The following is a 14,077-nucleotide window of genomic DNA, read 5'->3' on the forward strand; positions in this document are numbered from 1 at the left end:
TCATAGATGAGGATGTGACGACCATCCTTTTCATTTATTTGTTTTTTTGTTATAAGTAGGGGATATGAAAAGCTAGCTGATGGTAAACAAGGAGGCTACACGCATGCAGCATTTAAAACGGTACCACTTGGACACGCTGGATTATAACGGACAAACAATTTATGTAGAAGGACCGGTATCGGCTGACCAACTACGTTCATTTCAAATGCATACGCAATTAGACGCCTTTCGTAAACCCAAGGAACAATTCGACGCGCTGGTGGAAATTTCGGAACTGCCGGAAGGCAGAATTATCATTGCACATGATGGAGAAACCCTTCTGGGATACGTCACCTTCCACTACCCGGATGAGCTGGAACGCTGGTCCGAAGCGGGCATGAAAGACTTGCTGGAGCTAGGAGCCATTGAGGTCGCCGACGACTATCGCGGACTGGGCCTGGGTAGTCGGATGATTCGGATTGCCTTTGAGGACGGACAGCTTGAATCCTATATTATTTTTACGACCGAGTACTATTGGCACTGGGATTTAAAGGGCAGCGGCCTCTCCGTATGGGAGTACCGCCGCATGATGGAACGTCTGATGAAAACCGTAGATATGGTCTGGTACGCCACGGATGATCCTGAAATATGCTCACATCCAGCGAACTGCCTGATGGTACGAATGGGAGAGGATGTCCCTCTCGCTTCACGAGAACAGTTTGACCGCATCCGGTTTGTACGAAGATTCATGTACTAAAATGGCACCTTAGCCTAAATGCTTGAGCATATACTCCACAATTCGATGCGAGCGATGAGAAGCTTCCACCGTAAATTCGGCATAATTAACATGAGCCGAACCGTCGGCCTTATCTGACATAGAACGTAGGACAATAAAAGGCACATTGTTCATATGAGCCGTCTGAGCCACAGCCGCACCCTCCATCTCGGTACAAGCACCATTCATTTCCTGACGCAGTAAAGCTACCAATTCACGACTTGCGATAAATTGATCGCCGGATAGGACCTTGCCGACAATGTAACGATCATCAAACGATTTGCAGGCTTGTTCAGCCAGACGGACAAGCTCGGGATCAGCGGCGAATTCCGACGTATCCTGATAAGGAATGACCCCTTTGGCATAACCCAAAGCCGTCACATCCATATCATGCTGCATACATGTTGATGAAATGACAATATCCCCAATGTTTAAATCCGGGTGCACTGCTCCCGCGACTCCTGTAAAAATAATCTGTTCTACGCCAAAACGATCAATCAGGATTTGGGTAGTTACCGCAGCATTGACCTTGCCGACACCAGATTTGCATACAACAACCTGTTGTCCGTGGATCACTCCTGTAGTGTACGTGATTCCGGTCTTGATGGTCTCGCTCGCTTCCGTCATCGCTGACAGCAGCAATTCAATCTCTTCATCCATAGCACCCATTAATCCGTAAATCCGGCCCATTAAGCGTCCCTCTATTCTTGGTTAAATGATGATTATACACACACGATAATTATGTACCCGCGAAAAAAGCTCCATCAAAGGAGCTTTCATCAAGTTATATCCTGTTGAGCACTTTGCTTAGTCTAGATAATTAACGGACAACCGCAAAATCGTTTCATGCGGCAAAATGACACGAGAATTATCCACATTTTCCTTTTTCATCAGTTTGGTCAGCAAGCGCATCGCTACCGCACCCAGATCGTACATCGGTTGCGCTACGGTTGTCAACTGAGGGCGTACCATGGAAGCCATACGAATATTGTCGACACTGATCACTGAAAAATCATCAGGTACTTTCAAGCCTTCATCCTGAATGCTATGAATAGCACCAATCGCCATTTCATCTGTAGCAGCAAAAATCGCGCTTGGCTTCTTCTTTAAGCCCAGGAAGTATTTCATAGCTTCAACACCAGATTCATAGCGGTAGTTCCCGATTCGAACGAGATCCTCCTGATAATCAATTCCGGCAGTTTCCAATGCTCTCTTGTAACCTTGGAAACGTGCATAGCCGTTTGCAGGATCTTGAAGCGTACCACTGATCATTGCAATTTGACGGTGACCGTGGCGAATCAATGTGTTTACCGCATCAAAAGCAGCTGCTTCATGGTCAATATCGACTGAAGGGTAGCTACCTTTTTCATCACTCGTTGCACACAGAACGATAGGAACCGCGGCTGTATGAAAGGCCTGAATATGCTCGTCCGTGACCGTGCCGCCCATAAACAGAAGTCCATCCACTTGCTTTTCAAGCAACGTATTGATGACACGAATTTCTTTTTCCTTCCGCTTATCGGCATTACACAAAATAATATTATAGTGATACATATTCGCAATATCCTCTATACCGCGCGCAATCTCTGCAAAAATTGAGTTTGATATATCCGGGATAACCACCCCAACGGTCGTTGTCTTTTTGCTGGCCAGACCTCTAGCCACCGCATTTGGGCGATATCCCAATTGTTCAATCGCTTCGTACACTTTCTTACGTGTCTGAGGTTTTACGTTAGGATTATTGTTAACTACACGAGACACCGTAGCCATTGAGACACCGGCTTCGCGAGCTACATCATAGATCGTTACCGTCACATTCCTTCTCTCCATTGCCAATAAATTTTCAACCGAATCCTAGATCAACTAATTAGAACCATGATACGACAAAATACTACTTTATGCAACGACAGCACTTCATCACTTAGGTGAGATGATCGTGGAGCGTGCGGGCTGTAATATTCGAATGCGATGTATGCCAAACAGCCTCTCCGTCCTTGATTAAAATGGCCTGCGGCGATTCATGCTTTACCTGAAGCCGATCCGCAGCCTCATTGGATACCGGTCGGTCTTCTACTACATAAATGATACCGTATTCAATATTTTCGTTGGGAGCGGCTTGCAAATAGGACTCCATCTCCTGATATGCACCTGAACTAATTGGACAACGCGTGCTATGTTTAAAGAGAAGCAACGGCTTGTCTGATGACGCTTCAAGAGCCGTATTTAATTGTTGGACAGTAGTCATTTTCGTCATCGTCGCCATTGGATATACATTCCTTTCTGTGTCTTGACGTATGGCCTATTCACATCGTAACAAAAAGAACATGTAAAATCCAATGGTGACCATGAAAATTTTCATATTTTTTAGTTTTTTGTATTCGAAAACACCGATTTACTGGTAAAACCGGATACTTGTGTCAATTTTTTCTCTACATCATTCATCCAATCCTCATCTCCCAGACTTCTCGCATAACGATAAAGGTCCAGCAAAAGATTAATCCGAAGCTCCATTCGCTCTTCCAGAGAGGATTGCCAGTCCACATTGGGATTGTCCGCTTCCTCCAGCACCAGCTTGCGAATAATCTCAGCAAGTTCATTATTTCGAGCAAAGGAAATTCGCCGAGCCGAGGGTTTATCTCCTAGACTTTGTAGCAGTTCCTTGATGTCCTTCGTCACATGTTGCAAAACCTCACTGGAAAAGCATGACGGGCATGAAAATACAGGAACGTGCATAATTTCAACCTTATCGGCATAAATCACCTTTCTAAGTTCCAGTCCCATCGTTGTACCGCATTGGCATTGCTTATGCATTTAACCACCTCATTACGTAGGATCAAGCTATATGAGGATTTCAACAGAATCCAGATATATCTATCTACTAGTCTATAAAAGCTTTGTTAATTCTATAAAACCTTTCATGCCTTGTTTTATTTCGACTCCGAGGTCTTTAAATCCTTCCACTGATTGCAGCTATGAACAAATTACCAAAAGATTGGTGGAGTTCTTGATGGTCAGCTGTCGAAAAGTGACTAAGCTTTTTAATATACTCCTGTATTCCATGTTATTCATTTAAATATGGTAGCTCTGATTATTGCCCCGAAAGAATGGACTTCGGGCATTCTTTTTCTTAAGATGTAAAGGTAGAGACTACAAAAAACAGCAGTGTCATCATATGACGCGCGAAAGGATGGTTAGATGTCGAGACTTGCCGGAAAAAAGGTTATTGCCCTGGTGGATGAGGAATTCGAGGATCTGGAGCTATGGTATCCGATTTACCGCGTTCGTGAGGAAGGCGCAGAAGTGCATTTAGCCGGTGCTGAAAAGGGTAAAAAATATATTGGAAAATATGGCGTACCTGCTGAAGCAGAATATGCCTTTGAAGAACTGAACAGCAGTGATTACGATGGGATTCTTGTCCCTGGCGGTTGGGCACCTGATAAACTACGCCGCTATCCCAAGGTAATTCAACTCGTCCAGGAATTTGACGCCGCGCGTAAACCGATCGGACAAATCTGCCATGCAGGCTGGGTACTGATTTCCGCCAAAATTTTGGATGGAGTTACGGTAACCTCCACACCAGGTATCCGTGATGATATGGAGAATGCAGGGGCTATCTGGAAGGACGAGGCTGTTGTGACCGACGGACATATTGTATCTGCTCGTCGTCCACCCGACCTTCCACCTTACGGAAAAGCGTTCTGTGATCTGTTAGCTGACAACAGCTAGAAAAAAGGAGCACCTTCAAAGCCAAAAATATATTGGTTTGAAGGTGCTTTTTCGTCCAGAGCGACGGCTCTGGCTTTCGATGCATTGCATAGTATTATTGCTGTCCAGGTCCAGCCGGGGTACAGTTGACATTAACTTCGGTCAGCTTGTCTTCGATCGCTGCACCAGTAGACATGCCGAAGCAAGCCTGAGCAACGCTCTTCGCCTCGAATGCAGTCGTATTCAGCACACGATGCTTGACCCGCAATAAAGATTGTGGGGACATGCTGAGCTGATGTATACCCAGCTCCAGCCAAAGAGGAATGGATCGTTCATCTCCAGCCATCTCACCACACACACTCACATCAATGCCCGCCTGGTGTGCCGCTTGTGCTGTCATACGGAGCATCCGAAGCACAGCCGGATGGTATGGATGGTACATATGTGCAATCTGCTCGTTCATGCGGTCTACTGCCAACACATATTGAACCAGATCATTCGTTCCGATACTAAAAAAATCAGTTTCAGCCGCCAATAGATCAGCGATCATCGCTGCAGCTGGTACCTCAATCATAATTCCGCGCTGAATGTTCGGATTGTAGGCAAGCCCCCTCGCATCCAAATCCTCCATAGCTTCCTTCAAGAGAGCATCTGCCTGGCGGATTTCCTCGACGGATGAGATCATCGGGTACATCACCTTGATATTCCCTGCTGCACTGGCCCGCAAAATTGCTGTCAGCTGAGTTTTGAATAATTCCTTCGCATCAAGACTGATCCGTATAGCTCGGTAGCCTAGAAAAGGATTTTCCTCCTCAGGCAGTTGCAGATAGTCCAGTGGCTTATCTCCGCCGATATCCAATGTTCGGATGACTACAGCGTGGCTCCCTGCCTTTTCTGCGATCAGACGGTACACTTCATACTGCTCATCTTCATTTGGAGCAGATTTTCGATCCATATATAAAAATTCTGTTCGGAACAGTCCCACTCCTTGAGCGCCATGCTTCAGAGCTGCCTCCAGCTCTTTTAAGGAACTAATATTGGCCGCCAGCCTCAGCGAGGTTCCATCTTTCGTCACAGCTTCCACGGAAGCGAGTACCTGTAGCTGTTCTTTTCTGCGCCGCTGCTCATCACGCAATATCTTATAGTGATTAATAACAGGCTTTTCCGGATTCACATACACCTTACCCAGATCTCCGTCGACTACCATCATATCTCCGGTCTGGACAGGCAAATTAAGATTGCTCTCCAAGCCCGAAACGAGCGGTATACCTAGCGCACGGGCCATGATCGCGGAGTGCGACGTTTTACCACCGTTCATGGTCACAATGCCTAACACATAGCTAGGATTCAAGTGAGCCGATTGAGAGGGGGAGAGCTCCTTGGCTACCAATATATAAGGCTGTGTATCCTTCGGCAGAGTGACTTCCGGTGCACCCAGTAGATGCTTAAGCAGCCGATTCCCCACATCCTTAATATCGATCGCCCGCTCCTTCATATATTCATCATCCAATAAATCAAACATCGTCACAAAATGATCAATAGCTTCCTTTACAGCCACCTCGGCTGCCTTGTATTGGCGCTCAATTATTCCGCGGATTTCGTTCATGAACTCTGGATCTTCCAATATCGCAAGATGAGCATCAAAAATGCTGGATTCCTCCGGCCCCACCATTTCTCGAAACTCATCCTTAATAAACTGGATTTCACTTTTGGATGTGCGTATTCCTTCATACAACCGTTCAAGTTCCTTCGCAAGATCCACCGCATCCATTTTTTGCTCAGGTAAATCCCACTCCCAGCTCGGCAGGACAAATGCCTTCCCGATTGCCACACCTGCTGCGGCGCCGATGCCTTCTATCATGTTTCTACCCCTCCAACATTCCTGTCATGCAGCACAACGGACATTACCGAGGCCTGACCTTTTTTCACTGTTTTAAACGGAGCAAAGCTCCATGACTTGACGCGATCCGGATTCGTGATGACCATAGGAGTCACCAGTGATGGAGCTTGCTCCCGCAACGCCTGCAAATCAAATTTGATCAGCAATTGTCCCGGTTCCACCGTATCGCCTGCTTCTACCATAGCAGTAAAATTCCCTTTTAGCTGTGAAGTATCAATCCCGATGTGAAGCAGAACCTCAAGTCCCTCTCGTGTAGAGATGCCTAAAGCGTGCATCGTCGGATATAGGTGCATCACAGTACCATACACCGGTGACACAAGTTCACCGCGTTCAGGAACAAAAGCAACACCGTCTCCGACCAGCTTAGTCGCAAAAATTTTGTCAGGCACTTCATGAATCGGCAGCATTTTTCCATGTACAGGAGCGTTGAACAAAATTTGAGGGAGATCACGCTCCATCAGCTTCGCAATTTCCTCACGAATCAGCTCTGAATACGTTCCAAAAACGACCTGCAAGTTTCCCCCGCCCAGATTGATAAGCCCGGCCGATCCCAAAGCCTTCATCGCACCGGTATCAATCAGCCTGTCATTGTGAACGGTCAGCCGCAAACGTGTGATGCAGGCCTCCACCTGCACAATATTTCCCTTCCCACCGAGCGCTTCCAAAATAAGCGGAGCACTGTAAGGAATATTGCCGGCCCAATCCTCCAAAACCGAACCTTCCTCACGGCCAGGAGTTGGAATGCGGAACCGCCGGATGGCCCACCGAAACAGTACATAATAGACAAGGCCATACGCCACTCCCACCGGAATCAACAACCAGGCGTTATGTGATAGATGAAAATTAAGCACATAATCTATAAACCCCGCCGAATAGGAAAAGCCGTGATGAATATCCAGTTCAAAGGTAAGCCACATAGCCAGCCCGGACATGACCGCATGAACGAGGAACAAATAAGGAGCTGCAAACAAAAAGGCAAACTCGATCTGTTCCGATACTCCGGTAAAAAAGCAGACAAGCGCAGCCGTCAAAAACGTTTTTTGCACCTTTGGCTTCAAATCTTCACGCGCTTCCTGAATGATCGCCAGCGCAATGGCAGGGATCGCAAACATCATAATTGGGAACAACCCGGACATAAAATAGCCCGCTGTCGGATCACCGGCAAAAAATCGGGGCAAATCTCCCTGCACGACGTTACCTGACGGCGTTTTGTATGTACCCAGTTGAAACCAAAATATATTATTGAGCAGATGGTGAAGACCAAAGGCCGCCAGCAGCCGGTACAGAATACCGTAAATAAACAGTCCAAAGCCACCCAAGCTCGATTCCAGACCTGCTATAAATTGTAGTCCCCTCTGAATAAACGGAGCTACAACCAGCATAAGTCCTGCAAAAACAGCGGAGAACAAGCCAATGAGCAGCAAAACAAAACGGGTACCCCCAAAAAACTGAAGCACCTCGGGCAACTTAATGCTTTTAAAACGATTATAGGTGATCCCTGAAATGACCCCCAAAATGATACCGATAAGCGTCGCCGGTTGAATGAGTCCGTTTCCAAATCTCATTGTGACCTGATCATATATAGCCATACCAGCTAGCGCCGCCAGTCCTGCCTGGCCTGCCTGATTTGACATGCCAAGTGCAACACCAACCGCAAACAAGTAAGGCAAAAAATAAAAAATCCCGTGTCCCGCCGCATTAGCCATATCAGACACCATCGGGAATCCCCACGCGGACCAAGGAAGACTGCCGAGACTTAGCAATATTGCAGCTGCCGGTAGTACCATCGTCGGGAGCATGACAGCACGACCAAGCTGTTGTAAGGATCCGAGCCAATTCATGGCATTCCTCTCCCTTCTATCCCTGATGGTAAGCTGAATAAATAATTTTGTCAAAGCGATGATTTCGTCTGACAAAAAAATATTTACTTACGCTTCTACAGGTGAAAATATCTTTACAACATGTATCGCTAATTTTGATTATCCGTTAGATCATTCATAATCAATGCATACATACATTATAGAGATTCCAGTAAATATAATATACTGTATTAGGTTCTCATTTCACACCAAAAACCTTCTTCCCCAGCTTCCTAGGGTCGAAGGTTTTTTGGTACAGCTTCATGATTATCCTTTACGTACAGCCTGGGTTACCGAGTCCTCTACCTTAATGCAGCGATCCATAATAACCGTCATACCATGCTCCTGTGCAATGTCAGCAGCTTCCTGGCTGATAATCCCTTGTTGAAGCCATAAAACCTTGGCTCCAATCGCAACGGCTTCACGCGCAACCTCTGCACAGTATTCACTGCGACGGAATACATTGACCAATTCGACGGGCTCGGGTACCTCAGCAAGACTGGCATAGCAAGTCTCTCCAAGAATGGTTTGCCCTGCTGCGGCAGGATTAACCGGAATAATCCGGTATCCCCGCTTTTGCATCGCATAAGAAACCATATATGAGGTTCGGTCTGATTTATCAGACAAACCAACCACTGCGATATTGCCTACTTGTTCCAAAATGGTTTTAATTTCTTCCCTGGACGGGTTTTCAAAAGCCATTCTGTCCCCTCCTGTTCGCATTCTAGATTAATTTTATTTTACCCATTCTACTGAAGCACCAAGCGTTTCCAGATGATCAAAATACTGTGGATATGATTTGGCAACATGATGCGCATCCTTGATCAATAATGGCTTCTGCGCACGTAAGCCTACAACCGTCAAAGCCATAATAACACGGTGATCAAAGTGCGCGTTAATTTCAACGCCTCCTTCGACGCCCTCCGGTCTGCCATGGACAATGATCTCCGCTTGACGTTCTTCTACATGAGCTCCAGCCTTACTCAGCTCATTCAAATAATCAGTGATACGGTCACATTCCTTGTACCGTAAATTTTCCACATTATAAAAACGTGACGTACCCTCAGCAAATACAGCCGCTGCTACCATGGCAAGTACAGCGTCTGTCGCAGCATCACCGTCAAACTCGATGGCCTTCAATCGGCCATTCCCCTTCACGATAACGGTATCATTCTCGTGCGTTAACGGTACTTCCATCATACGCAGCACATCTACAATAGCACGTTCTCCCTGCTTGCTCTGCTCTTTTAGCCGATGAATGGTGACATCGGAATTCGTTACTGCAGCAGCCGCCAGCACTGCTGCGCTCCCTGGATAATCCCCCTGTACAGTATACGTACGTGGCTGATAGGATTGTCGTCCCGGAATACGGAAAGACATGTAATCCTCACTTGCATGAATGACAATGCCGGCCTCTTGCAATACCTCCAGCGTTTGTCCGACAACCACCTTGGATTTCAAATCATGCAGCACTTCGATTTCGCTGTCTTCCTCCAGTAAAGGTGTAAGGAATAGCAGGGCACTCAAATATTGTGAGCTAACCGAACCGGATACCTGAATTTTACCGCCCTTAGCTTGACCGCCCTGGATACGAATCGGCAGCTTACCTTCACGATGTTCCACCCTCACTCCCAATTGGCCCAACGCGTCGATTAGATCGTCATGCGGTCGTTTGCCCAATGAGTCAGGATATGTATTAACGAAAGTAACATCCGGACATAAGGATGCAATTCCCATCATAAAACGGAGCACCGCTCCGGCATTCCCCACATTTAATTCCTTCACGGATCGAGGATGGCTGCCAAAGCCTGTAATAACTATTTTTTCGTCATCCTCTTCCAGCACTGCACCCAAATCGGCGATACAACGACGCATTGCATCACTGTCTTCGCTATGGGCTGGATAGTAAATGGTGCTTTTTCCATCCGCTAGTGCCGCTGTGAGCAAATAACGAGTCGTGTAGTTTTTGGAGGACAAGGCCCCAATCTCTCCCTGCAAGGAAGGGGTAGGTCTAACGATAACATCCATATTGTACATGCTCCTTTTCGATTCAAACCATCCTAGTTTACGTTAATTATACAAGCTGTAGCGTTCATTTCTCCACCAAAAAAATATAGAATATTCATCTAGGCCTGCCATAGTTTAATCCAGCAGGTTGGCTAGTCTTTATCTGTCTTTAGGTTCAGCCTAATTGACAGCTTAGAGATCGCTTCGCTATCATACATAGAGTGTGTGATGTTTCGCACACCTCAATAACACAAGCAATACCCATTTTACATCAGAAAAGAGGTCCAGCCATGACGCAAATCGCCCTGATTGAGCCTTCTGAGCTTCGCGTACGCCTGCAAGCAGGAGAACAACTGCAGTTGATCGACGTCCGCGAGGCGGAAGAAGTAGCGGAAGGCATGATTGAAGGTGCCAAGCACATTCCGCTCGGACAGCTTCCGGGCCGTCTTGAAGAAATTGAACGTACCGGTGAAATCATCTTTATTTGCCGGAGCGGTTATCGCAGTGAACGGGCCTGCGAATATTTGCAACAGCTCGGCTATGAAGGCTGTACCAACATGACCGGCGGCATGCTGCAATGGTCACAAGAGCAGTAAAAAGCTACTAGCTAAAAAGGACGGGTCTTTCCCGTCTTTTTTATTTTGACTAAAAAGCTTAAACGCGGTAATGCATTAAAATATATTCTTATATCTTACCACAGCGTTAAAAGGTTACACAAATCAAAAGGGGATGTCCCATAAGTATAAAAATGACGGGACATCCCTTTTCTCAAAGATGTACAACAAAAAGAAACCGTTTCTTGGTAAAATGGAAGTGCGAACCACCTTTTACGAAAGGAACAGTTTGTGAAAAGATTCAATACAAGGGTGAGTAGCCCGGAGGAGTTGCACCTCCAGGCTCTCTCAGAACCGGACTTGAACCTTTCAGCTCATCCGGCTCCCATTATCCAGCCCAACTTAAAAATAGCTCTTCTCCCACTGAACGAAGAGTGTCGGTTCTCGCTTTGCAATCTGACTGAGCCAATCCAAGGCTCGTTTGCGCCGATGCCTGAATCTTTTGTACTTTCTCTTCGCCCAGTTCAGTAACGCTCGATTCATGCGTCGATATACCGAATGCATTTCCGCTTTGTAGTAGCCGTCCATAATAATTGACCCAACCTCTTAGAATTGGATTGAACATCTTTGACAGGTCTTCCAACTTCTTTTCCGATTTCAACTGAATCCTCCATGTCCGGATTGTTTGCCGCATAGCCTTCTTGGCCGAATTGCTTGCACCCGGAATGAAGCTGATGAAAAAAAGCCTTGCTTGGAGATGTTGTAAGGCTTTGTTTTGTCCATGGTTCCTCTCTTGCGGTTGACCTCTGTTCAAAGACTGGATAACACAACCCCCTCGCTCCACTTCCATTACGAAGCTTCCTCACTACTACGGGTTGTTCCGTCCCTGTATTCCGCATTGATACTTTTGTCCTTGCGATTCTTTCGCTGGAGGTTTCTCTTGGCATTGAAATACAGGTTCCCACGTTCCTAACCAAAGCCTGTGCCATGTTCACGCCGCCTCTATGCCGGCCACCATCCGGTCAGTAAGTAGGTTTCTTCCGGACTTGTCCCAGGCCAACAACGCAAACCTGGTTTTGATGACATCCCTGCTATTTCGATACGTAATCGACGGTTCACTGGTATTCGTCTCCACTGGCACTTACCTGACGGAGTCTGGCTCCGCCTTTTCCGTAACGCTCACCACCATGACTTTTGACCATAGCAGCTTACGGTCGTTTGAAGCCTTCACCCACATGACGGTTTCGAGAGGCCAACCCATCTCTGGTTAAGCATGGTTCTGCTTTCTGTCAGGCTAACCTTCGTGGCACACCGTTGTCATAACAGTTCCCTTTTCGGCTCATGCTTCCTTGAATGCTGTAGGTGCGAACCGATTCTGGTAGTCATGGGAAGCGTATTGACTACCGCGGTCGGAGTGGTGCAGGGCCTGGTCTTTCGGAGGCCGGCGCTGCTCACGCTGGCTCGGTTTCCGCCTGGTCCATTTATAGTAGCCGCTTCGTGATACTTGAAAAGTGCCGCACATCTTCGAGATCCGGCACTTGAAGCGGTGACGTGGATAAACGCATAGATCAGCGCCGGTCTTTGGCGAAGAAGTGCATCGTCTTTTTTAAGATGTCATTCTCCTCTTCCAGATCCCGGATTCGTTTCTGCAAGTCGCGTATAGCTTTGTCCTCCGACTTCAGTTGCCCGCTGCCCGGGAAGGCTTGCTGTCCATCTTTCTTGTACTCGGCCATCCAACGGTACAGGGTTAGGAATCGAAGCTTTCCTTTCTATAGTAAGACACGGTAGTTTAACTGAAGCCGCCAGCTCCTTATTTATCTCCCTATCCACCCTAAGTCACCGTTTGACTCAACTGGAGCGGGAAGTCGGGATGAACTTAATCGACCGTGGAAGAGGGACTCCGAACATTATCGTTAACTTCCAGCGGGCAGGAATTTTTATTGCTGGCCAGATAGATGGGAGGCCCTTGTTCAGGAGACCAGCCAGATCCGTACCCGCACCAAAAGCTTGTTAAGAAGTTCCTTGCTGAACGAATGATTGTGATAAGCAGAGGAAAACTACCGGTTGCAAACAACACCTTAACCGATCACGAGTTGGATACGTCAAATCAGCTGTTTTTTGAGTGGAACCCATCCTTTCGGGCATGGTATGACAGGTGGATTGGGGACAGAAATTACCCGCCTATCCGTTTAGATCTGCTTCACTAATAGAAACATTCATGGATTCCTGAAAAATGGGCGATTGTTCCGATGTCTCTGGCACGCCGGTATGAACAAACAGGGGAATTCTTTATTATCATCTGAAATCCCTCCCGCCTGAGCGGGTTTGCTATCAGATTCAACCGCGTAACCCTAGGGCGAGCGATGTAGAAAACTGCGAATATTAGAGTCGTGTATTCATGCTGTCATGGAATCAAGCAGTTAATGGGCTGTTATGTATTGAACATACGAAGCGGGGCGTCCCTAGCCATTGCATGGCTAACCCTCGAATAATGGCGTAAGCTTGAACAACTCGCTCGAATGAGTGCACCCGCATGGCCGGAAATGAACCTGTTGGATGATCCCTTGCTCGCAGCTAATATAACCCCTTATACTTCTCCGCAGAACGGGCACCATTCATTGACCTCCAAATCGTATTGAATTGAGAGGCGGCTCTTATGATGCTGTTCAAAAGCTATATTTCTGTTCGTTCCGCCATCCATCGAATCACCTTCCTTTTTTTACATTATTTTATTGTACCTATTTTTGGAATTATATATATTTCCGTTTAAAAGCGCCGAGGGTACCATCGCGGCCGGTTCCTTCTGGACTTTGCTCTGGGAGGCCTCCCCAGGAATTACAAATGCCGCAGCCCTCTATGAAAATTGTATCTCCAGTAAATATGCTGTCCTTCAGGAGATAGCTCACACCACCTGCCGTATGCCCTGGAGTATGCATGCAGGTTACCATTGTTTCTCCAACGCTGATTTTGTCCTGATCATTTATGGCCTGTAAATTATTGCACCTAAATCCATAATAGTCGGTCTCTGCTTTCGACATGTATACATAAGGGTTAAACAGCCCTTCTAAAGGAGCAACCAAATTTACATGGTCATAGTGCGAATGCGTTAAAAGAATTCCCTGCAAAGCTGCATCCAACTGATTTAACTTGTCGACTATTATATTCAGCTTCCATGCCGGGTCAACAATCAATGCATTTCTAGTCGTCTTATCAATGATGATGTATATAAAGTTTGAAAAACGATAGGAACGTGTATTTAATTGGTAAATTTCATAGTTTATGTCCCACATGACTACCA

At 46.6% G+C, this 14,077-nt stretch carries 14 protein-coding genes and 1 pseudogene; 4 read left to right on the top strand and 11 right to left on the bottom strand.

The window, feature by feature from the left end; all coding sequences use genetic code 11:
* Positions 1-103 precede the first annotated feature (103 nt).
* The gene (locus GCU48_RS00855; protein WP_152378734.1) at positions 104-736 is read left to right on the top strand and encodes a GNAT family N-acetyltransferase; all 633 of its coding nucleotides are present in this window, start codon (positions 104-106) and stop codon (positions 734-736) included.
* Between the two features lie 9 nt (positions 737-745).
* Here the strand turns inward: GCU48_RS00855 and GCU48_RS00860 are convergent, their stop codons facing one another.
* The 4 genes from GCU48_RS00860 to GCU48_RS00875 all read right to left on the bottom strand — a co-directional run bounded on the left by GCU48_RS00860 (position 746) and on the right by GCU48_RS00875 (position 3,565).
* Positions 746-1,444: a 5'-methylthioadenosine/adenosylhomocysteine nucleosidase gene (locus tag GCU48_RS00860; RefSeq protein WP_152378735.1), complete on the bottom strand. Its 699-nt coding sequence runs from the start codon at positions 1,442-1,444 to the stop codon at positions 746-748.
* 117 nt (positions 1,445-1,561) lie between these two features.
* Positions 1,562-2,569, bottom strand: coding sequence for a catabolite control protein A (gene ccpA, locus GCU48_RS00865; protein WP_025717807.1), 1,008 nt, complete (start codon positions 2,567-2,569; stop codon positions 1,562-1,564).
* Between the two features lie 106 nt (positions 2,570-2,675).
* The gene (gene ytxJ / locus GCU48_RS00870) at positions 2,676-3,017 is read right to left on the bottom strand and encodes a bacillithiol system redox-active protein YtxJ (RefSeq protein ID WP_152378736.1); all 342 of its coding nucleotides are present in this window, start codon (positions 3,015-3,017) and stop codon (positions 2,676-2,678) included.
* 101 nt (positions 3,018-3,118) lie between these two features.
* The gene (locus tag GCU48_RS00875) at positions 3,119-3,565 is read right to left on the bottom strand and encodes a hypothetical protein (RefSeq protein ID WP_152378737.1); all 447 of its coding nucleotides are present in this window, start codon (positions 3,563-3,565) and stop codon (positions 3,119-3,121) included.
* A 384-nt stretch (positions 3,566-3,949) separates the two neighbouring features.
* On the opposite strand from GCU48_RS00875, the gene GCU48_RS00880 reads away from it, so the two are divergent.
* On the top strand, positions 3,950-4,480 hold the full coding sequence (locus GCU48_RS00880) for a type 1 glutamine amidotransferase domain-containing protein (RefSeq protein ID WP_152378738.1): 531 nt from the start codon (positions 3,950-3,952) through the stop codon (positions 4,478-4,480).
* 94 nt (positions 4,481-4,574) lie between these two features.
* On the opposite strand, the gene ptsP is transcribed toward GCU48_RS00880, so the two are convergent.
* From ptsP to aroA, 4 genes are all read right to left on the bottom strand, one after another.
* Complete coding sequence (gene ptsP, locus GCU48_RS00885) at positions 4,575-6,320, bottom strand: phosphoenolpyruvate--protein phosphotransferase (protein WP_152378739.1); 1,746 nt, start codon at positions 6,318-6,320, stop codon at positions 4,575-4,577.
* The gene (locus GCU48_RS00890) at positions 6,317-8,200 is read right to left on the bottom strand and encodes a glucose PTS transporter subunit IIA (protein WP_152378740.1); all 1,884 of its coding nucleotides are present in this window, start codon (positions 8,198-8,200) and stop codon (positions 6,317-6,319) included. The genes ptsP and GCU48_RS00890 overlap by 4 nt, the downstream gene beginning before the upstream one ends.
* Before the next feature lie 285 nt (positions 8,201-8,485).
* Positions 8,486-8,920 carry a CoA-binding protein gene (locus GCU48_RS00895; protein ID WP_025717812.1) on the bottom strand — a complete coding sequence of 145 codons (435 nt, stop codon included), beginning with the start codon at positions 8,918-8,920 and terminating at the stop codon, positions 8,486-8,488.
* Between the two features lie 33 nt (positions 8,921-8,953).
* Positions 8,954-10,246, bottom strand: a complete 1,293-nt coding sequence (gene aroA, locus GCU48_RS00900; RefSeq protein WP_152378741.1) for a 3-phosphoshikimate 1-carboxyvinyltransferase — start codon at positions 10,244-10,246, stop codon at positions 8,954-8,956.
* Positions 10,247-10,515: 269 nt separating this feature from the next.
* Between aroA and GCU48_RS00905 the strand changes: the two genes are divergently transcribed.
* Positions 10,516-10,821, top strand: a complete 306-nt coding sequence (locus GCU48_RS00905; RefSeq protein WP_152378742.1) for a rhodanese-like domain-containing protein — start codon at positions 10,516-10,518, stop codon at positions 10,819-10,821.
* 346 nt (positions 10,822-11,167) lie between these two features.
* Here the strand turns inward: GCU48_RS00905 and GCU48_RS00910 are convergent, their stop codons facing one another.
* Together GCU48_RS00910 and GCU48_RS00915 are read right to left on the bottom strand one after the other, a co-directional pair.
* The gene (locus GCU48_RS00910) at positions 11,168-11,629 is read right to left on the bottom strand and encodes a group II intron maturase-specific domain-containing protein (protein ID WP_244315986.1); all 462 of its coding nucleotides are present in this window, start codon (positions 11,627-11,629) and stop codon (positions 11,168-11,170) included.
* A gap of 463 nt (positions 11,630-12,092) precedes the next feature.
* Positions 12,093-12,226 (bottom strand): annotated as a pseudogene (locus GCU48_RS00915) (IS3 family transposase); the annotation flags it as partial.
* Between the two features lie 324 nt (positions 12,227-12,550).
* Between GCU48_RS00915 and GCU48_RS00920 the strand changes: the two are divergent.
* Complete coding sequence (locus tag GCU48_RS00920) at positions 12,551-12,793, top strand: helix-turn-helix domain-containing protein (protein WP_244316228.1); 243 nt, start codon at positions 12,551-12,553, stop codon at positions 12,791-12,793.
* Positions 12,794-13,529: 736 nt separating this feature from the next.
* Here GCU48_RS00920 and GCU48_RS00925 read toward each other — a convergent pair.
* A complete protein-coding gene (locus tag GCU48_RS00925) occupies positions 13,530-14,069 on the bottom strand; it encodes an MBL fold metallo-hydrolase (protein ID WP_152378743.1) in 540 nt (179 codons plus the stop codon).
* Between the last annotated feature and the right edge of the window lie 8 nt (positions 14,070-14,077).

The sequence above is a fragment of the Paenibacillus brasilensis genome (assembly GCF_009363115.1).
GTDB lineage: Bacteria > Bacillota > Bacilli > Paenibacillales > Paenibacillaceae > Paenibacillus > Paenibacillus brasilensis.